The organism is Plantibacter flavus, assembly GCF_900177615.1.
Taxonomy (GTDB): Bacteria; Actinomycetota; Actinomycetes; order Actinomycetales; family Microbacteriaceae; genus Plantibacter; species Plantibacter flavus.
The window spans coordinates 564,619-584,188 of record NZ_FXAP01000001.1; the positions used below are offsets into that span (position 1 = coordinate 564,619).

At 71.0% G+C, this 19,570-nt stretch carries 17 protein-coding genes; 7 read left to right on the forward strand and 10 right to left on the reverse strand.

Going from position 1 to position 19,570, the window contains the following annotated elements:
- Positions 1-51: 51 nt before the first annotated feature.
- Entirely contained in the window at positions 52-225 is a 174-nt protein-coding gene (locus B9Y95_RS02685; RefSeq protein ID WP_079002123.1) for a DUF3117 domain-containing protein, read from the forward strand.
- Positions 226-317: 92 nt separating this feature from the next.
- Here B9Y95_RS02685 and B9Y95_RS02690 read toward each other — a convergent pair whose 3' ends face one another.
- Positions 318-950: an O-methyltransferase gene (locus tag B9Y95_RS02690; RefSeq protein ID WP_064296167.1), complete on the reverse strand. Its 633-nt coding sequence runs from the start codon at positions 948-950 to the stop codon at positions 318-320.
- Positions 951-1,021: 71 nt separating this feature from the next.
- Between B9Y95_RS02690 and B9Y95_RS02695 the strand changes: the two genes are divergently transcribed.
- Positions 1,022-1,462, forward strand: coding sequence for a twin-arginine translocase TatA/TatE family subunit (locus tag B9Y95_RS02695; protein ID WP_079705542.1), 441 nt, complete (start codon positions 1,022-1,024; stop codon positions 1,460-1,462).
- Positions 1,463-1,497: 35 nt separating this feature from the next.
- Here B9Y95_RS02695 and B9Y95_RS02700 read toward each other — a convergent pair whose 3' ends face one another.
- Genes B9Y95_RS02700 through B9Y95_RS02710 form a run of 3 tightly spaced genes read right to left on the reverse strand, consistent with a single transcriptional unit; the run spans position 1,498 to position 4,499 of the window.
- The gene (locus B9Y95_RS02700) at positions 1,498-2,673 is read right to left on the reverse strand and encodes an Mrp/NBP35 family ATP-binding protein (RefSeq protein WP_085510524.1); all 1,176 of its coding nucleotides are present in this window, start codon (positions 2,671-2,673) and stop codon (positions 1,498-1,500) included.
- On the reverse strand, positions 2,666-3,208 hold the full coding sequence (locus tag B9Y95_RS02705; RefSeq protein WP_071261025.1) for a DUF1003 domain-containing protein: 543 nt from the start codon (positions 3,206-3,208) through the stop codon (positions 2,666-2,668). The genes B9Y95_RS02700 and B9Y95_RS02705 overlap by 8 nt, the downstream gene beginning before the upstream one ends.
- On the reverse strand, positions 3,186-4,499 hold the full coding sequence (locus B9Y95_RS02710) for a magnesium transporter MgtE N-terminal domain-containing protein (protein WP_085510525.1): 1,314 nt from the start codon (positions 4,497-4,499) through the stop codon (positions 3,186-3,188). The genes B9Y95_RS02705 and B9Y95_RS02710 overlap by 23 nt, the downstream gene beginning before the upstream one ends.
- A 68-nt stretch (positions 4,500-4,567) precedes the next feature.
- On the opposite strand from B9Y95_RS02710, the gene B9Y95_RS02715 reads away from it, so the two are divergent.
- Positions 4,568-5,071 (forward strand): YflT domain-containing protein, encoded by a 504-nt coding sequence (locus tag B9Y95_RS02715; protein ID WP_085510526.1) that lies wholly within the window; start codon positions 4,568-4,570, stop codon positions 5,069-5,071.
- A gap of 42 nt (positions 5,072-5,113) precedes the next feature.
- On the opposite strand, the gene B9Y95_RS02720 is transcribed toward B9Y95_RS02715, so the two are convergent.
- Together B9Y95_RS02720 and B9Y95_RS02725 are read right to left on the reverse strand one after the other, a co-directional pair.
- Positions 5,114-6,511, reverse strand: coding sequence for an aminopeptidase P family protein (locus B9Y95_RS02720; protein ID WP_085510527.1), 1,398 nt, complete (start codon positions 6,509-6,511; stop codon positions 5,114-5,116).
- 41 nt (positions 6,512-6,552) lie between these two features.
- Positions 6,553-7,590, reverse strand: a complete 1,038-nt coding sequence (locus tag B9Y95_RS02725) for an endonuclease/exonuclease/phosphatase family protein (protein ID WP_085510528.1) — start codon at positions 7,588-7,590, stop codon at positions 6,553-6,555.
- Between the two features lie 82 nt (positions 7,591-7,672).
- On the opposite strand from B9Y95_RS02725, the gene B9Y95_RS02730 reads away from it, so the two are divergent.
- Positions 7,673-8,527 carry a PHP domain-containing protein gene (locus tag B9Y95_RS02730; RefSeq protein WP_085510529.1) on the forward strand — a complete coding sequence of 285 codons (855 nt, stop codon included), beginning with the start codon at positions 7,673-7,675 and terminating at the stop codon, positions 8,525-8,527.
- Between the two features lie 237 nt (positions 8,528-8,764).
- Here the strand turns inward: B9Y95_RS02730 and B9Y95_RS02735 are convergent, their stop codons facing one another.
- Positions 8,765-10,324: a DEAD/DEAH box helicase gene (locus B9Y95_RS02735; protein ID WP_200811343.1), complete on the reverse strand. Its 1,560-nt coding sequence runs from the start codon at positions 10,322-10,324 to the stop codon at positions 8,765-8,767.
- 136 nt (positions 10,325-10,460) lie between these two features.
- Here B9Y95_RS02735 and B9Y95_RS02740 point away from each other — a divergent pair, with 136 nt between their 5' ends.
- Positions 10,461-11,180, forward strand: coding sequence for a ferritin-like fold-containing protein (locus B9Y95_RS02740; RefSeq protein ID WP_085510530.1), 720 nt, complete (start codon positions 10,461-10,463; stop codon positions 11,178-11,180).
- A gap of 75 nt (positions 11,181-11,255) precedes the next feature.
- Here the strand turns inward: B9Y95_RS02740 and B9Y95_RS02745 are convergent, their stop codons facing one another.
- Entirely contained in the window at positions 11,256-11,555 is a 300-nt protein-coding gene (locus tag B9Y95_RS02745) for a hypothetical protein (protein WP_085510531.1), read from the reverse strand.
- A gap of 2 nt (positions 11,556-11,557) precedes the next feature.
- Complete coding sequence (locus tag B9Y95_RS02750; protein WP_064296179.1) at positions 11,558-11,782, reverse strand: DUF3107 domain-containing protein; 225 nt, start codon at positions 11,780-11,782, stop codon at positions 11,558-11,560.
- Between the two features lie 141 nt (positions 11,783-11,923).
- Here B9Y95_RS02750 and B9Y95_RS02755 point away from each other — a divergent pair, with 141 nt between their 5' ends.
- Together B9Y95_RS02755 and B9Y95_RS02760 are read left to right on the forward strand one after the other, a co-directional pair.
- Positions 11,924-15,109, forward strand: a complete 3,186-nt coding sequence (locus B9Y95_RS02755; protein WP_123539697.1) for a UrvD/REP family ATP-dependent DNA helicase — start codon at positions 11,924-11,926, stop codon at positions 15,107-15,109.
- On the forward strand, positions 15,073-18,381 hold the full coding sequence (locus B9Y95_RS02760; protein ID WP_234993938.1) for an ATP-dependent DNA helicase: 3,309 nt from the start codon (positions 15,073-15,075) through the stop codon (positions 18,379-18,381). Before B9Y95_RS02755 ends, B9Y95_RS02760 begins: the two co-directional genes overlap by 37 nt.
- Here B9Y95_RS02760 and B9Y95_RS02765 read toward each other — a convergent pair.
- Positions 18,291-19,550, reverse strand: coding sequence for a phosphotransferase (locus tag B9Y95_RS02765; protein WP_085510534.1), 1,260 nt, complete (start codon positions 19,548-19,550; stop codon positions 18,291-18,293). The genes B9Y95_RS02760 and B9Y95_RS02765 overlap by 91 nt on opposite strands.
- Between the last annotated feature and the right edge of the window lie 20 nt (positions 19,551-19,570).

Sequence of the window (19,570 nt, forward strand, 5' to 3'; positions counted from 1 at the left end):
CCCCGTGATACGAGATAATAGGGGTCAGTCGAATAACGAGAGGGGACTCGCATGGCCGCAATGAAGCCACGCACCGGAGACGGGCCAATGGAGGCCGTGAAGGAGGGTCGGCTCATCATCGTGCGAGTGCCTCTTGAAGGGGGAGGGCGTCTCGTCGTGTCGGTCAACGACGCAGAGGCTCAAGAACTGCACGATGCACTCGCGGGTGTGGTGAGCGCGGGCTGAACCCCGTCACCGACGCCGCATGAGCCGAGAACCGGCCGTCATCACTGCTCTCAGAGTCAGGATGGCGGCCGGTTCGTCGTCGTACGGAGGGTTCAGAGGTTCGGTTTGGTGATCTGCAGGAGGCCGTCGCCGGCGGGGGACAGGGCGCTGACGACCGCGTCGGACGCGGAGATCTCCTGGACGAGCGAGCGGAAGAGTCCTGTGGTCTCGTCCCGCTGAGCCGGATCGGCCACGCGGCCCCGCCAGAGCGCGTGCGGGACGAGGACGGTGCCGCCGGGACGCACCAGACGGAGTCCGTGCTCGACGTACTCGATGACCGATCCCGGGTCGCCGTCGACGAGGACGAGGTCGTAGGAGTTCTCGTTCATCCGCGGCAGGACGTCGAGCGCGCTGCCGGTGATGAGGCGGATGCGGTTGGTCGTGATGCCGGCCTCCGTGAACGCCGCGCGCGCCTGCTGCTGGTGCACGATCTCGGTGTCGATGGACGTCAGCACCGCGCTCGTGGCACCGCGGAGCAGCCAGAGCCCGGAGACACCGGTGCCGGTGCCCACCTCGACGATGGACTCCGCGCGGGTGGCCGCGGCCACCACCGCGATCTGCGCGCCGATCGCCGGGGAGATCGGTTCGACGCCCAGTTCGTGCGCGTGAGCGCGCGCCGTGAGCATCGCCGCGCTCTCGACGACGACGTCGCCCGCGTACTTCCAGTTGAGATTGTGTTCTGACACCTTGCCTCCGGATCCCAGCGTATGGCCTGCAACTGCTCCGACAGTTGAGGCTCGCGCGGTAGTCTGATGTCGTGTTCGGTCTGACCTTCGACAAACTCCTCATCATCGGGGTCATCGCCGTGTTCCTGCTGGGTCCGGAACGGCTGCCGTACTACGCCTCGCAACTGGCGCGACTCGTCCGCACCCTCCGCGACCTCGCCTCCGGCGCCAAGGACCGGATGCGCGAGGAGATGGGGCCGGAGTTCGACGAGGTCGACTGGAAGAAGCTCGACCCGCGTCAGTACGACCCGAGACGCATCATCCGCGAGGCGCTCCTCGACGACGAGCCTCCGGTGACGCCGACGGTCGCGACGACCGCCCCGCTCGACGCGGCTCCTGCAGCCGCGGCCGCCGCTGCAGCCGTCCCGTCGCTCGAGAAGCCGAAGTCGATCCAGGCAGCGACCGACGAGCGCCTGCGCCGGCTGGCCGCCGGCGAGACCGCCGCGCCGCCGTTCGACCTCGAAGCCACCTGAGTCCGCTTCGGTCGCACACGTCCGACCCGGACGGCTCAGTTCGTGCTGACGCCGAGACGACGACCGGCGAGGCCACGCGGTCTCGCAGCGAGCTGACCGGCCAGGCGGAGGATCTCGGCCGCCGCGGGATCCGTCGGATCCGAGAGCACGATCGGCAGCCCGGCGTCTCCACCTTCCCGAAGCGGGACGCTGAGCGGCACCGAGGCGAGGAGCGGTACCGGGGCGTCCTGGCCGATCGACAGCCGCGCTGCGAGCGCCTCGCCACCCCCTGAGCCGAACAGTTGCAGGACGCTTCCGTCGGGCTGGGGGAGACCGGCCATGTTCTCGATGACGCCGTGGACGCGTTGCCCGGTCTGGCGTGCCACCACGCCGCTGCGCTCGGCCACCTCGGCGGCGGCCGGCTGCGGTGTCGTGACGACGAGCACCTCGGCGTGGGGGAGCAGCTGGCCGATGGAGATGGCGACGTCCCCGGTGCCGGGCGGGAGGTCGAGGAGCAGTACGTCGAGGTCGCCGAAGAACACGTCGGTCAGGAACTGCTGGATGGTGCGGTGGAGCATCGGTCCGCGCCAGGCGACGGCGACGGCGGTGGTGCCGTCCGTCGGTGCGTCGATGAACATGCCGATCGAGACGACCTTCACGCCGTGGGCGACGGGTGGCAGGATCATGTCGCCGACCTGCGTCGGTTTGACGGCCAGGCCGTCCTCGACCAGGCCGAGGAGCCCTGGGATGGAGAACCCATGGACGTCCGCGTCGACCAGGCCGACCCGCAGGCCGCTGGCGGCGAGTGCGACGGCCAGGTTCGCGGTCACCGTCGACTTCCCGACACCGCCCTTGCCGCTCGTGACGGCGTACACGCGGGTCAGTGACTCCGGGCCGAACGGGATGCCGCGGGCGCTGCGGCCGCCTCGCAGGCGCTCCGTGAGCGCTTGACGTTCGGCCGTCGACATCACCTGGACGTCGACCGCGACGCTCGTCACCCCGGGGGTCGCCGCGGTGGCCTCACGCACGTCGCGCTCGATGCTCGCCGCTGCCGGGCAGCCGACGATCGTGAGCTTGATCGTGACGTCGGCGGCTCCGGTGTCATCCACCGTGATCGGCCCGACCATGTCGAGTTCGGTGATCGGTTTGCGGATCTCGGGGTCGATGACGCGGGCGAGCGCGGTCCTGATCCGCTCGGCGAGGCCGGTGTCAGCTGCCCCGGCGTCAGCCACGCCGACGCTCGGGCCCGTCGTGTTCGGGCTGGTCGGTGCGATCCCGATCGAGTTCCTCGAGGAGGGAGCGCAGTTCGGCGCGGATGAAGTCCTTCGACGCCATGTCCTTGAGAGCCAGTCGCAGCGCGACGACCTCACGCGCGAGGTACTCGGTGTCGGCGAGGTTCCGTTCGGACCGCTGCCGGTCCTGCTCGATCTGCACGCGGTCGCGGTCGTCCTGGCGGTTCTGGGCGAGCAGGATGAGGGGAGCGGCGTACGAGGCCTGGAGCGACAGCACGAGCGTCAGGGCGACGAAGCCGATGTCGACGGAGTCGAACCGCAGGGCGAGTGGACCGTAGGTGTTCCAGGCGATCCACAGGATGACGAAGAGGGTGAGACCGAGGAGGAACCACGGGGTGCCCATCGCCCGGGCGATCCACTCGGTGAACCTACCGAAGCGGTCGCGCGAGGCCGGGGCGCGGCGGATGGAACGGACCGAGCTCCGAAGTCCTTTCGGAGCGTCGAGCCTGACCTCATTGCGGGGAGCTCGTGCCACGACCTGCCCTCCTTCCGTTCGATCCGAGCCGCTGTTCCGACGCCGGGAGTTCATCGTTCTCGTCGATGCTGCGCCAGTCGTCCGGGAGCAGGTAGTCGAGGACGTCGTCGATCGTCACGACCCCGAGGAGCCGGTGCTGTTCGTCGACGACGGGTACCTGGACGAGGTTGTAGCTCGCGAGGATCCGCGAGACCTCGGCGGCGGAGGTCCGTACGCCCACCGGATCGAGGCTCTGATCGAGCAGGGTCCCGAGGCGCTCGTGCGGCGGGTACCGGAGCATGCGCTGGAAGTGCACCATCCCGAGGAAGCGTCCCGTCGGCGACTCGTACGGCGGCAGGGTGATGCAGACACCGGCCGCCAGCGCCGGCGCCAGCTCGGAGCGTCGGATCGACGCGAGGGCCTCCGCGACGGTGGCGTCGGCGGAGAGGATGATCGGCTCGGTCGTCATGAGGCCACCCGCGGTCTCCGGGTCGAACCGGAGCAGCATTCGAACGTCCTCCGCCTCCTCCGGCTCCATGAGTTCGAGGAGGTGCTCACCGCGGTCCTCGGGGAGCTGGGCGATGAGGTCGGCCGCGTCGTCCGGCTGCATCTGATCGAGGACGTCGGCTGCACGGTCGTCGTCGAGCTGGGCGAGGATCTGCACCTGGTCCGTTTCGGGCATCTCCTCGAGCACGTCCGCGAGGCGGTCGTCCGACAGCTCCTCCGCGACCTCGATCATCCGGTCGCGAGGGAGGTCGAGGAGCGTGTTCGCGAGGTCGGCCGGTTTCAGGTCGGCGTAGGTCGCGATGAGCTGTTCGGCGGACTGGGCCTCGCCGATCTCCTGCTCCTCGCGAAGCTCGTTCCAGGTGGCGAAGGTCGTCGGGCCCTTCACGAAGGGGGAGGCGGTGGTCTTCGGGCGGCGGACGAACAGTTGGGACACCTGCCACTCGCCAGGGCCCTGCTCCTCGATGGCGACGTCCTCGATCGTCGCCTCCTCGCCGGTGGCGCGGAAGACGACGCGTCGGCCGAAGAGTTCGGCGATCACGCGCACCTCGCCACCGCGCTGCTCGAACCGGCGGACGTTGATGAGTCCCGTGGTGATGATCTGCCCGGCGCCGATGCTCGTCACGCGGCCGATCGACACGAACACACGGCGTTTCCCGGGGATCTCGACGATGAGGCCGACGACCCGCGGGGGTTTGCCGGTGCGGTAGACGACGAGCACGTCCCTGACCTTGCCGACACGATCGCCCGCGGGGTCGAAGACGGTGCACCCGGCGAGCCTGGCGACGAACACTCTGGTTGCACTCACGACTACTAACCTACCCGCCGGTGGTCGGCCTGGAGTGCCCGCTCCGGGCGGGGTGAGAGGATGGAGTCATGAGTGATCCGCGACAGTTCGGCCGGAAGGGTGCCCCGGCGCTCGGCGTCATCCCGCGAGGCGAGACGGTGGCCAGCTACGAGAGCTACGAGTCCGCGCAGGCCGCGATCTCGTCGCTCGCCCACACCGATTTCCCGGTCAAGGAGATCTCGATCGTCGGCAGTGATCTCAAGAGCGTCGAACGCGTCACCGGTCGCCTCAGCTACGGCCGGGCTGCGGGAGCCGGTGCGGTCAGCGGTGCCTGGCTCGGTCTGTTCCTCGGGCTCGTCCTCGTCATCTTCAACCCGGAGACGAACCTCATGCTGCTCGGTGCCGCGGTGCTCATGGGGGCAGCGTTCGGCATGCTGTTCGGCATCGTGTCGTACTCGGTGACCCGCAAGCGGCAGGAGTACACCTCGGCCACGCTCGTCGTGGCGACGCGCTACGACCTCATCGTCGGCGGTGAGCTCGCGAACCGCGCACGCAACCTCCTGGAGCGCGGCCCGGAGCCCGACGCGGGCTGATCCAGCCGCGTCAGGCTCCGAGCCGTCGCCCGGCGGACGGGCTCAGCGCGCGAGCCAGGCCTCGACCTCGTCCGCGGTGCGCGGGATGCCGGCCGACAGGTTCTCCGCGCCGTCCTCGGTGACGAGGATGTCGTCCTCGATCCGGACGCCGATACCGCGGTACTCCTCGGGGACCGTGAGGTCGTCGACCTGGAAGTAGAGGCCGGGTTCGATCGTGAAGACCATGCCGGGCTCGATCACGGCGTCGGCGTACATCTCGCGGCGAGCCTGGGCGCAGTCGTGCACGTCGGTGCCGAGGTGGTGGCTCGTCCCGTGCACCATGTACCGCCGGTGCTGCTCGTTCTCCTTCAGGAGCGCTTCCTCGGCGGTGACGGGGAGCAGGCCCCACTCGGCGGTCTTGCGGGCGATGACCGCCATCGCGGCCGCATGCACCTCGCGGAACCGGATGCCGGGGCGGACGATGGCGAAGGCCTCGTCGGCCGCCTCACGGACGGCCTCGTAGACCCGGCGCTGGACCTCGGTGAACGTGCCGGACACCGGGATCGTGCGGGTGATGTCGGCGGTGTAGTAGCTGTCGAGCTCGACGCCGGCGTCGATGAGGATGAGGTCGCCCGGGACGACCCGTCCGTCGTTGCGCGTCCAGTGGAGGATGCAGGCGTGCGGCCCGGCGGCGGCGATGGTCTCGTACCCGACGCCGTTCCCGTCGGCGCGAGCCCGTCCGGCGAAGACGCCCTCGACGATGCGCTCGCCGCGCTCGTGCGCGAGGACCTTCGGGAGTTCGGCGACGACGTCGTCGAAGCCGCGCGCGGTCGCGTCGACGGCGAGACGCATCTGGGAGATCTCGTAGGCGTCCTTCACGAGCCGCATCTCGGACACGGCGCGCGTCAGGTCGTCGTCGACGTCGACCGTGAGATCGGCGGCGTCGGCCGTGAACGCCGAGAGGTCGGCGGTCGCGACCGCGAGGTCGGCGGCCACCTGGGCGAGCGACGGACGCGCACCGATCCAGAACTCGCCGATCGCGGCGTTCGTGTAGAACTCGTCGGTGTCGCGTCCCGCTCGCTCGCGGAAGTACAGGGTCGCGGTGTGGCCGGACTCCTTGGGATCGAGCACGAGGACGCTGTCGGGCTCGGTGTCGGCCGCCCAGCCGGTGTAGTACGAGAAGGCGGAGTGCGCCCGGTACAGGTAGTCGGTGTCGTTCGACCGCTGCTTCATCCCGCCCGCGGGGAGGACGAGACGCTGACCGGGGAACTGGGCCGAGAGGCGTTCACGACGAGCCGCTGCGAGGCCGGAGGTCTCCCGCGGCTCCGGCAGGACCTCTGGGCGGTCTGCCCACCCGGTGCCGATGAAAGCGCGGAAGCCTTCGGACCAGGCGGCCGCCCGGTTGGAGGTCGCCTCGGTCTGGACGGTGTTCGAACTGGATGTGTCTGCGGAAGTCGCCATGCCTCCATTGTCGCACTGCGACCGCGACCGGCACCCGACGCTCAGCTCGCCGTGCGGGGGAGCAGCGTCGCGACCACGGGTCGGTGATCGCTGCCCGTGCCGTCGACGTCGGTCAGCACGTGCGCCGACACGGTGACCCATCCCGTCGTCGCCATGACGTGGTCGATCGGCGCGCCGAGGACCGCCGGGAGCTCGGTCGGCCAGGTACCGAGCCCGGCTGCCGCGTCGGCCGCGGCGGCGTCGTGGCACGCGCCGAGGTCGCCGACGCCGCGCAACCCGGCGAGGTGATCGAGCGTCGCGTTGAAGTCACCGGCCATGATCACGTCCGCGTCGTCGGTGCAGCGGCCGGCGAGATCGGCGAGTTCCGCGCGCCAGTCGTCGAGCCGACTCGGCAGCGGGGCCGTGGTGTGGACGGCGACGAGGGTCGGTCCGCGACCGAGGACCGGATCGGCGATGAGGGTCTCCGAGCGCTCGATGGCGGTCGGGCCGGTCACCGTCGGTGCACGGACCGCGTACTCGCCGAGTCCCGTGCTGATGAGGAGGCTCGTCCCTCCTGCGTCGGCATCGGTCGAATGCGCAACCATCGGCCGTCCGGCGGCGGTCATCGCGGCCGCGACGACCGCCGCGGTGTCGGACGAGGTCTCCGGCAGGGAGACGACGTCGGCGCCCTCACGCACCGCGATCGCCGCGATCGTACCGGGGTCGACGGCGTCGCCGAGGGTGTTCCAGGCGAGGACCGTGACCTGATCCGCGAGGTCGGTCGCCTCTCCGGCGACCATCTGGTCGTCGACCCCGCGGTTGGCTGTGACGACGGCGCCGGTGACCGAGACCGCGGCCAGGACGACCGCCAGGATGGCGGGGAGCACGCGGCGGGATCCCCGGACCAGGATCGCCGTCACGAGGCAGAGGAGGGCGCCGCCAGCGGCGGCGATCGCCACGAGGAGGCGGAACGCACTCAGTTGGACGACGACCTGGGCCTGCTCGAGACCGAACAGCCCGGGGAGGACGGCAACGACGAGCAGGGCCGTGGTCGCGATCGCGAACACGGCCGCGACGACGCCACCGACGGTCTTCAGCACCCGCGTCAGCGTAGGCGAGCGGTCTGAGAGTCCTCGGGGCAGGACCTGCGACTAGGGTGGATGCGTGGTGAGCGCTCGAGACATGCACGGCCCCGCCGATCTGCACACGCACTCGAGCGTCTCGGACGGCACGGAGACGCCGACGCAGCTGATGCGCGCGGCCGGTGCCGCGGGGCTCGGCACGATCGCCCTCACCGACCACGACTCCACCGCCGGCTGGGCCGAGGCGGCCGTCGAGTCGCGTCGCCAGGGCATCACCCTGCTCCCCGGAATGGAACTGAGCACCCGCTACGAGTGGCGGAGCGTGCACCTGCTCGCGTACCTCATCGATCCGCTGAACGGCGACCTGCTCCAGGAGACCGCGAAGATCCGGGAGTCCCGGCTCCGGCGGGCCGAAGGCATCGTGGCGCGCATCGGTGGCGACTACCCGCTGTCCTGGGCGGACGTCCTCGCGCAGACCCGCGAAGGTGCGACCGTCGGACGGCCCCACATCGCCGACGCCCTCGTCGCCCTCGGGATCGTGGCCGACCGTGGCGAAGCCTTCGACGGCATCCTGCATCCGCGCACCGGGTACTACGCGCCGCACTACGCGCCCGACCCGCTCACCGCGGTCAAACTCGTCCGCGCCGCCGGTGGCGTCCCCGTCATCGCCCACCCGGTCCCGGCGGGCCGCGACCGGATGCTGCCGGAGCCGTACTTCCGCGAACTCGCTGACGCGGGCCTGTTCGGGCTCGAGATCGAGCATCGCGAGAACACCGAGGAGGGGAAGGTCGTCGTGCGGCGGATCGCCTCCGAGCTGGGCCTCGTCGCGACCGGTTCGAGCGACTATCACGGGACCGGTAAGCCGAACCGCCTCGGCGAGAACACCACGGACATCGACGTGGTCCGGCGCATCGTGGCCGAAGCCACCGGCTCGGCGCCCGTCCTGCCCGACTGATCTGCGGCTCGGCCGGAGTGCCCTTCGACACGCTCAGGGACCGGGTTTACTTCTCCCGGTCACTGAGCTTGTCGAAGTGCCCACGGGGGCGCAGCGGATGTGAGGGGACGCCGGTCGGAGCACCCTTCGACAGGCTCAGGGACCGGTATCCTTCGGTCACCAACCGTGTCGAGCGCAGCGCTCGCGACATGCAGAACGCCCGCATCCGGAAGGGTGCGGGCGTGCTGCATGGCGGATCTACGCGGTGGGAGCCGGGGGAGCGGTGCGGCGCGTCCGGCTCCGGCGCCGGGGAGCGCTGTTGCCGTCGCGGTGCTCCGGACCGTGGCCGTCGTGGGTGCCTGCTGCGGGCGCGCTGCGGTCGACGATGTCGGTCGAGGCGGCGTCGTGCGTCCGCGAGTGGGCGCGGGTGCTCGGCTGGGACTCGAGCCGGGTGCTGGTCGGCTGCGTGCGGTCGCCTCCGCGTCCGCCGCGCTCACCACCGCGACCGCCGCTGGTCCGTGTACCGTCGCGTCCGCCGCCGGTCCGCGAACCGTCGCGTCCGCCTGCGCTCCGCGAACCCTCGCGCCGCGGAGCGGGCTCGACGGCCTTGGCGGGCTTCAGTCGGCCCTTCGTGCCCTCGGCGATCCCGAGGTCGGTGAACAGGTGCGGGCTCGAGGAGTAGGTCTCCGTCGGTTCCGGCTGACCGAACTCGAGGGCGCGGTTGATGAGCGCCCACTTGTGGAGGTCGTCCCAGTCGACGAACGTGACGGCGATACCCGTCTTCCCGGCGCGACCGGTACGGCCGACGCGGTGGAGGTACGTCTTCTCGTCCTCGGGGATCGTGTGGTTGATGACGTGGGTGACGTCGTCGACGTCGATGCCACGGGCGGCGACATCGGTGGCGATCAGGACGTCGCGCTTGCCGGCCTTGAACGACGCCATCGCCCGCTCGCGCTGCTCCTGGTTCAGGTCGCCGTGCACCGCCGCGGCGTTGAACCCGCGGTCGGTCAGTTCCTCGACGAGCTTCGCGGCGGCACGCTTGGTCCGCGTGAAGATCACGGTCTTGCCGCGACCCTCGGCCTGCAGGATGCGGGAGATCACCTCGTCCTTGTCGAGCGAGTGCGCGCGGTAGATGAGGTGCTTGATGTTGGCCTGCGTGAGCCCCTCGTCGGGGTCGCTCGCCCGGATGTGGATCGGCTTGCTCATGAAGCGGCGGGCCAGGGCCACGATCGGACCGGGCATGGTCGCCGAGAACAGCATCGTGTGACGCGCGGCGGGGGTCTTGGAGAAGAGCTTCTCGATGTCGGCGAGGAAGCCGAGGTCGAGCATCTTGTCGGCCTCGTCGAGCACCATCTCGGTGATGCCCGAGAGGTCGAGGAGACGCTGGTTGTTGAGGTCGATGAGACGGCCGGGCGTGCCGACGACGATCTGGGCGCCGGCCTTCAGCTGCTCGATCTGACCCTCGTAGGCCTTGCCGCCGTAGATGGAGACGAGCGTCGTCGACCGGTTCGAGATGAGGATCTCGATGTCCTCGGACACCTGGACGGCGAGCTCACGGGTCGGGACGACGACGAGGGTCTTGACCCCGGGAGCCGGGTCGAGGCCGAGGCGCTGGACGATCGGGATGCCGAACCCGAAGGTCTTGCCCGTCCCCGTCTTGGCCTGGCCGATGATGTCCTGGCCGGCGAGCCCGAGCGGGATCGTCTGCTCCTGGATGGGGAATGGTTCGATGATGCCCTTGGTGGTGAGGGCGTCGACGATGTCCTGGTCGACACCGAGATCAGAGAAAGTCACGGAGATACCTGTCAGTGCAGTCATGGTCTACACCTTCGATTGCACACAGGTGTAGGGCCCCGATCCGACGCCGGGGCACGGCTATTCTACCCGGGACGTCCCGAGAGGCCGCTGGGCGCGCGGAACACGGCGATCGGCGCGCTGCGGATAGGGTGGTCGCATGGCTCGTTGGTTTGCACGACGTCGGCGTCCCGGCACCCAGACGCCTCGTCTGCGCTCGCGGGAGGACGCCGTCCAGGCGACCCGCGTCGACCTTCACGAGCTCGCGCCCAGCACCGCCGACTACCTCGGTCAGGTGGCGCAGCTGCAGCTCGGGTTCTTCATGACGCTGTCGTTCGCCGTCGAACACGCTCCGAACGACGCCGATCGGGAGACGGTCGCCGAGGCCGCCGCCACGGCGCTGCGCAAGCACCAGGCGCTACTCGCCTGGCTCCGCCGGACGAGCGACGACCCGGGCGCCGTGCTCGAACCCTATGCACGCACGCGGGACGAGTTCCAGGCGATCCTGCGCACCGGCACCTGGGACGAACTCCTGCTGGGCGTCCTCGTGGCGCGGGGCTTCCTCGACGAGTTCTTCGCGCAGCTCGCACGCGGCCTGGACGGGGCGGACGCTCGTGACCTGGCTGCGATCGTCGCTCCGGGTCCCGAGGAGGACCCCCTCGTCGGGATCCTGCACCGGGTGATCGCAGCGCACCCCGAGCGCGCTTCGACGCTCGCCATGTGGGGCCGCCGGTTGCTCGGCGACACCATGCTCGTCGCCAGATCGGCCCTCGTGACCGAGAGCAAGGCGCTGCCGGACGACGCCCGGGTCGAACCGGTCTACACGGAGCTCATCGCGAACCACACCAGGCGGATGGACGCGCTCGGGCTCACAGCCTGACCGGTCGTCCCCTCCGACACGACGCCGCCGCCGCTCCGAATGGAGCGACGGCGGCGATTGATCGAGCGCCTCGGGTCAGGCGGCAACGCCCTGCTGCAAGCGGTTCAGCATCGCCTCGTCCGAGGCGGTGCGAACGCGGACGAGCACGAGGTCGACCACCACACTCACGACGACGGACGCGCCGAAGGCGAGCACCCAGATCCAGCCGCCGTCCCACGCCATGCCGGCCCACGTCGCCGTGACCCAGACGACGGCGGCGACGAGCGTCGCGACCGCCGGGATGAGCGCGGCCCCGTGCTGGTCGCGGCCGGGCAGGAGGTAGCGGACGGCGAGACCGAGGATGGCACCGCCGAGCACGACGAAGAGGAGTTCCATGGTCAGCCGACGAATCCGATGCGGCGGGACTCCTCGGTTCCGAGCTCGACGTAGCCGATGCCCGCGGTCGGGATGAGGTAGCTGGTGCCCTTGTCGTCCTTGAGTGCGAGCAGCTTGGCGTCCGTCTCGAGCGCGGTCTTGACCGCCTGCTCGATCTCCGACGCCGGCTGCGAGGTCTCGAAGCCGATCTCGCGAGGGCTGTTGAGGATTCCGATGCGAATTTCCACCTTGAGTGCCTTTCGGTTGCGTAGGGCAAGACTACGGGAGTCGTGGTCCTCCGACCGGCGCGGGTCGGCTGCTGTCAGCGAACAGCGGAACACCGGTCAGCCGTCGCGATGATGTCGGGAGGCTCCGGTAACGTGCGGACCATGACCGTTCCCGACGCCTCCGACGATCCGACGGGTGCGGTCCGTGACGCGGACCGCGCGCCCATCGGCGACCCGGCTGTCGGCACGGGGGTCCGGCTCGACGACTCGCAGGAGGCCGTGCTGCGGCTCGCGGACGACCGGTCCGCCGTCGTGCTCGGTGCTCCCGGCACGGGCAAGACCACGACGCTCATCGAAGCGGTGGCGGAACGCGTGCACTCGCGCGGTCTGCGTACCGACGAGGTGCTCGTCATCGCCTCCTCCCGGTCGTCGGCGCAGGTCCTCCGCGACCGCCTCGAGGCACGGGTCGCGCGCGCCACACCCGGATCCCTGGCGCGCACCGCCATCTCCCTCGCGCTCGAGGTCATCGCGGGCTCCGGGGCGTTCGCCGGTTCAGGACGACCGCGGTTGCTGACGGGCGGCGAGCAGGACCAGACCATCGCCGAGCGACTCCTCGGCGACGAACAGGACGCGACCGGTCCGCTGTGGCCTTCCGAGCTCGGTCCCGAGGTCAGACGCCTGCAGGGGTTCCGCACCGAGCTCCGGAACCTCATGGAACGCAGCGTCGAACACGACGTCGCGCCTGCCGAGCTGCGCCGGCTCGGTACGGAGCACGGGCGTCACGAGTGGGTCGCGTCCGCGGGCTTCATCGAGGGGTTCCTCGCCGACGACTGGCGCGGACACCTCACGCCCGCGGCGGCCCTCGCCCGCGCCGTCCGTCTCCTCGACGAACAGGAACCGGGAACGGGCGTGCTCGGCAGCCTGCGGGTGGTCTTCGTGGACGACGCCCAGGAGGCGACCCACGGCGTCCTGCAGCTGTTCGCCGCGCTCGCCCGACACGGGGTCACGATCGTCGCGTTCGGCGACCCCGACCTCACGACGGGTGCCTTCCACGGTGCCCGAGCCGACGCCCTCGGGCGGTTCGCCGAGGTGCTCGGCCGCCCGGTGGACATGTTCGTCCTCGGGCAGGTCCACCGCGGGACACCGGACATCCGGGCGACCGTCCGCGGCGTCGCCGAGCGCATCGGCACGGCCGGTGCCGGCCTCCATCGCACGGCCGCGTCACCGGTCGATGACGCGGAGACGCCCGAACACTCCGTCGTCACCGTGGCGGCCGGTTCCCCGGCCGAGCAGATCGCGGTCGTCGCACGGTTCCTCCGCGAGCGCCACGTCCTCGACGGCGTCGCATGGGCAGACATGGCGGTGGTCGTCCGCAGCGGCGGGCTGATCCCGGCGATCGAACGGGGCCTGTCCTCCCTCGAGGTGCCCACCCGGGCGAGCACGGGCGGAGCACCGCTGCGCGACCACCCGTTCGTCAGGTCGGTCCTCCTCGCCATGTCGGTGGCGCTCGGACGGACGCCGCTCGACGCCGAGGTCGTGACCGAACTCCTCCACAGTGCGCTCGGCGGACTGGACTCGATCGGGGTCAGGCGACTCCGGGCCGCGCTCCGCCACGCGGATCTCGCCGAGGGCCTCGACCGCAGCGCGGACCGCCTGCTGGAGGAGGCGTTCGCCGTCCCCGGCGCACTCATCGGACTCGAGACGCCCTCCGCCGCCCGCGCCCGCTCACTCGCCGACAGCCTCGCCGAGGCGAGCGCGCAGGCCGCGGCGGGCGCGTCCGCCGAGGAGCTCGTCTACGGCCTCTGGTCGCGGAGCAGACTCGAGCGCTCCTGGGTCTCGCTGTCGAAGGGCAGCGGTCAGGCCGCCGAGGAGGCGAACCGCGACCTCGACGCGATCACCCAGCTGGCAGATGCGGCGCGCACCTTCGTCGAGGCGGAGCCCGACACCCCGGCCTCCGTCTTCCTCGACCGCCTGCTCGAACAGACGGTCGGCGACGACTCCCTCGCGCCGACGGGCCTCCGGGAGGCGGTCACGATCGCGACGCCCGCCGCCCTGGTCGGGACCGCGTTCGACACCGTCGTCGTCGCCGGCATGCAGGACGGCGTGTGGCCCAACCTGCGGGTCCGCGACTCTCTGCTCGGCGCCTCGGAGCTCGTGGAGCTGCTGGAGGGCACGGCCACGGCGACGGCGGACGCACGACGTGCGGTCCTCCATGACGAGCTCAGGCTCTTCGCCCAGGCGACCTCCCGTGCGCACCGGTCGCTCATGGTGGTCGCGGTCGTCGACGACGACCACCAGGCGAGCCCGTTCCTCACCCTGCTCCCGGAACCCGATCCGCACCGTGCGTCCCTGTCGCCCCTGTCGCTCCGGGGCCTCGTCGGCACCCTGCGTCGCTCGCTCACGCGGCGGATCCGCCCCGCAGACCCGGCCGAGCGTGCCGCGTCCGCCTCGGCCCTGGCCATCCTCGCCACCGCGGGAGTCGCTGGCGCTCCGACCCAGGAGTGGTACGGCGTTGCCGCACCGAGCTCGACGGCACCGCTCCACGACCCCGCCGTCGAGGAGCTGCCGGTCTCCCCGTCTCGCATGGAGGCCTTCGAGGAGTGCCCGCTGCACTGGGCGATCGCCCGACTGGGCGGCGGAGCCTCCGGGTTCGCCTCCGGGCTCGGCACGATCGTTCACGCCGCGCTCGAACACGCGGAGTCCTCCGACGAGGCCGCGCTCTGGGCAGCGGTGGAGGACCGCTGGGACGAACTCCACTTCGAGGCGGCCTGGGAGGGCGCGGCGACGAAACGGCGTGCAGCGGAACTCGTCCACCGGCTGTCCGCGTACCTCCACGACGCGGAGCGGGCGGGCGTGACCTCGATCGGCAACGAGAGCCGGTTCAGCCTCCGCATCCCCATCGGTGAGCTGGGCGGCGCGGCCGTGCTCGGCGGCTCGATCGACCGCGTCGAACTCGTGCCCGACGCCGACGGGACGCGACGCGTCGTGATCGCCGACCTCAAGACCGGCGGCTCGGCGCCCAGACAGGACCGGGAGGTCGCCGACATGGCGCAGCTCGGTGCCTACCAGCTCGCGGTGGCGTCCGGTGCGATCACCGGTACGGAGGGGCTGCTGAGCGGTGGCGCGAAGCTCATCGTCGTGTCGGCCGGCACGAAGCGCAAGGAGTACTACGACCCGGCCCAGCCCGCCTTCGACGACGAAGCCCTCGAGCGCTTCCGCGAGCGTGTGCTGGCGGACGCGGTCGGTATGGCGGGCGCGGTCTTCGAGGCCCGTGTCGGGACCCACTGCCATGACCCGTTCGCGTTCGGCGAGTGCGCCATCCACGTCGTCCCGGCGGTGAGTTCGTGAGTACGGAGGAGACCTACTCGGCGGAGATGCTCGCCGGCCTGCTCGGCCTCCCACAACCGACGACGCAGCAGGTCGAGGTCATCGAGGCCCCCATGGCGCCCGTGCTCGTCGTCGCCGGTGCCGGGAGCGGCAAGACCGAGACCATGGCCTCACGCGTCGTGTGGCTGCTCGCCAACCGGCACGTGAGCGTCGACGGGATCCTGGGGCTCACCTTCACCAGGAAGGCCGCGGGCGAGCTGGCGGCGCGGATCGGCAAGCGGATCGCGGCCCTGCAGGACATCGGGATCCTGGATCCCGCTGCCGACGCGCTCTTCGACCGTCCCGAGGTGTCCACCTACAACGCCTATGCGAACGCCCTGTTCCGCGACAACGCCCTCCTGGTGGGCCGTGAGCCCGAGTCCGTCCTGCTGTCCGAGGCGTCCGCCTGGCGACTCGCGAGGCGCGTCGTGGTCCGGCACGGAGACGAACGGCTCGCGACCCTCGGCAAGTCCGTCGACCAGGTGGCCGAGCTCGTCCTCTCGCTGAGCCATGAGCTCGCCGAGATCGACGGCACCACCGAGGAGCTGCTCGGCTTCGTGGAACGGTTCGTCGGCATCGGCGAGCTCCCCGACGGCGGTCGCGGGGCGTACGCGCAGATCGACCAGGCCGTCGAGGTCGTGGGTGCCCTGCCGGTCCTGCTCGACCTCGCGCACCGGTACGCCGACGAGAAGCGCCGGCAGGGACTCGTCGAGTTCTCCGACCAGGTCGCCCTCGCGCTCGCCGCCTGCGAACGTTCGCCGAAGGTCGCCGCCGTCGCACGCGATCGCGCGGGCGTCGTCCTGCTCGACGAGTACCAGGACACCTCGGTCGTGCAGACCAGACTGCTGTCGACCCTGTTCGCCGACCACCCCGTCATGGCGGTCGGCGACCCGCACCAGTCCATCTACGGCTGGCGCGGCGCGAGCGCGGCGAACCTCGCACGGTTCTCCCGCGACTTCGGTCGGGAGGTCGCCGCCACCCAGTTCAACCTGTCCACGAGTTGGCGGAACGACCGCACGGTCCTCGAAGCCGCGAACGTCCTCGTCCGCCCGTTGCAGCAGCAGGCGCAGACGGCGGGGAAGCTGCGAGTCCTCGACCTCGAGCCGAAGCCCGGCGCCGGGGCGGGCTCCCTCGCCGTCGAGTTCCCCGAGACCGGTGCCGAGGAGATCCGGGTGGTCGCCGAGTGGTGCGCGGATCGGTTGCTCGCCGAACGCGGGGGAGACCCGGCCGGTTCGGCCGCGATCCTGTTCCGGGCGCGTCGACCGATGCAGGAGTTCGCCGACGGCCTCGCCGCGCTCGGCGTCCCCCACCACATCCTCGGTCTCGGCGGTCTGCTCTCATCGCCGGAGATCGTCGACGTGACGGCGGCACTGCGGGTGATCCACGATCCCGGTGCCGGGTCCTCGCTCATCAGGCTCTTGAGTGGGCCTCGCTGGCGGATCGGTGTCCACGACCTCGGTCATCTCGTGGAGGTGGCCCGGTACCTGCAGGCCATCGACTGGAAGACGAAGCGGTACGACGCCGAACTGGCCGCCCGGCTCCGCGAGTCGGTCGCCGACGACGACGGCCGGTCGATCATCGACGCACTCGACTTCATCGCCGCCGACCGCGTGCCGGCGGGCCTCGCCGCCGGGTTCACCGACGAGGCGCGTTCGCGTCTTCGGGAGGCCGGACTGGTGTTCGCCTCCCTGCGGCGTCGTGCGGGCAGCGGCCTCCCCGATCTCGTCAGAGCGGTCGAACGCGAGTTGCGACTCGACATCGAGGTCGTCGCGAACGAGTCGACCGGCTCCGCGGCGCGCGCTCCGGCCAGACTGCAGGCGTTCCACGACGAGGTCATCTCGTTCATCCAGGCGGAGGAGCAGGTGACGCTCGGCAGCCTGCTGGCGTGGATCGACCGCTCGCTCGCCCGCGACGACCTCGGACCGGCGAGCGACGCACCCGACCAGGGTGCGGTCCAACTGCTCACCATCCACGGTTCGAAGGGCCTCGAGTGGGACCATGTCGCGATCCCGCGGCTCGTGGTCGACGAACTGCCCGCCAAACCGAAGGACGGCAAAGGCTGGGTGCGTCTCGGGACACTGCCGTACGACTTCCGAGGCGACGCGGCGGAGCTGCCGGAGTTCGCCTGGCGGACGGCCGAGACGCGGAAGGAGGTCGTCGACGCTCAGCTCGCCTTCTCGGAGGCGCTCGGCGAACGTGCGCTCGACGAGGAACGCCGGCTCGCGTATGTGGCGGTGACCCGCGCCAAGCACGACCTCCTGCTCACCGGCTCGTTCTGGTCGGGCGATCGCAAGCGGCCCCGCGCTGCGAGCACCTACCTCCTGGAGCTGGCCTCGGCGGGCGCCATTGCACCGCTCCCAGCCGCATCCGCCTTCGAGGAGAACCCGGTCGACTCCGGTGCCGCGGTCCTCGACTGGCCACTCGATCCGCTCGGTGCGCGTCGGAGCGTCGTCGAGCGGGCGGCGGCCGAGGTCGACCAGCGGCGCGGGCGGTCCGAGTCCGAGCTGCTCGCGACCCTCGGCCCCCTCGAGAACGAGCTGACGCTGCTCCTCGAGGAACGACGCCGTGCCGCGACGACGACCGCGCGCGGTGAACTCCCCGTGCGCATCCCCGCGTCCAAGTTCAAGGAGTTCGTCACCGAACCGGAGGCCGCACTCGAACGTCTGCGTCGCCCCGTCCCGCAGCGGCCATACCGGCAGACCCGCCTCGGGACCCGGTTCCATTCGTGGGTCGAGGCGCACTACGGACGCTTCGGGCTGCAGGAGCTGGTCGACGCGCTCCCCGAGGAGCTCGACGTCGAACGCCCGGGGCCGGATGCGTCGGAGGGGATCGGGTTCGACGAGCTCACCGAGCGGTTCCTCGCTTCGGAATGGGCGGACGTCCGACCGATCGAGGTCGAGACCGAGATCCACGTGCCGCTCGGCGACACCGGACGGGTGGTGGTCTGCAAGCTCGACGCGGTGTTCGAGCGCGGGGACCGGTTCGAGATCGTCGACTGGAAGACCGGCGCGGTACCCACGACGCCGGAGGACGTGCGGAACGCCTCGTTCCAGCTCGCGCTCTACCGTCTGGCGTACGCGCACCACCGGGAGGTCGACCCCGAGCGCATCGACGCCGTGCTCTACTACGTGAGCCACGACGTGCAGCTCCGGCCGGAACGCCTCTACTCGGAGGAGGAGCTCCTGTCGGAGTGGGAGCGGTCCTTCGGGGAGGCCGCCGAGTCCCAGAGCTCGAACGACGAGGTGTCGATCTGATCCGTGGCGTTCGCGTCCGCGTCGGTTTCGACGTGGTCGCGAACGTCGTCGGTCTCACCGTCGTCGGTGTCGTCATCGTCCGAGCCGCCGGGATCGCGGCCGAGGGCACGCTCGAGCTCCGACCGGTCATAGGTGTCGGTCTGCATGGCGATACCGGGGGACGACGAGCCGATCGGGGTGCGGTCGAGCATGTCCTCGACCTCGTCCACGTCGAGGACGGGTCCGGTCGTGGTGCCGAGGGGGTCCGTCACGTCGCCGAGCACGCGGTCGACGAGTCCGTCGAGCATCGCGACCGCGTCCTCGACGATGGTCTCGTCATGGCTGTCGCGGCCGTGCAGGAGCCAGCGGGCGATCTCCAGTTCCGCGTAGAGGCGGGCGCGGAGCGTGACGAAGCGGTCGGGTCCGCGGGAGCACGAGGCCGCGTAGGCGGTCAGCGCCTGCTCGCCGGTCGCGCCGAGCGTCGCGATCCAGTGGAGGTCGAGGGCCGGGTCGCCGACCCGCAGCGAGCCCCACTCGATGACGCCGTTGACCAGGCCGTGGCCGTCCTGACGGATGACGAGCACCCGGTCGGCGGCGAGGGATCCGTGGATGACGGTGGGCTGGAACTGCCAGAGCGAGTGGTCCTCGACGGCCGCCTGCCAGCGCTCGCGTACGGCGGTCGGGAGGAGCCTCGTCTCGGCGGCGCGGGACACGATGCGGTGCGCGTCCGCCCGGATGAGCTCGGTGGACAGCAGCGGGAGGCCCGCTTCCGCGATGAAGGCCGTCGGGAGGGAGTGGATCGCGGCGACCGCGGCACCGAGTGAGTCGGAGAGGACCTCGTCGCGGCCGAGCGCGGTCGGGTCGAGGTGACTGCCGGCCACGAAGTCGAGCACGACGGCGCGAGTGCCGTCGACGGGCAGTTGTCCCACGACGGTCGGGGCGTCGAAGGGCAACCTGCTGCGGATACCGGGCGTGAGTGCGCGGAGGGCGATGAGGTCCGCGGACTGCTCCGTCTCGGCCTGCTGTGAGGTCGGGATGCGCACGATGAGCTCGCGCCCGTCGGCCGTCACGAGACGGGCCGCGTCGTAGTTCCCCTCGCCGCCGGCGGTGTGCGCGCCGGACCCGCGGACCTGGAGGTCGGCGACGGCCGAGGTGGCCAACGCGGCTAGAGTGAGATGGGATCTGGCCATGACATCCAGGGTACGGGGCC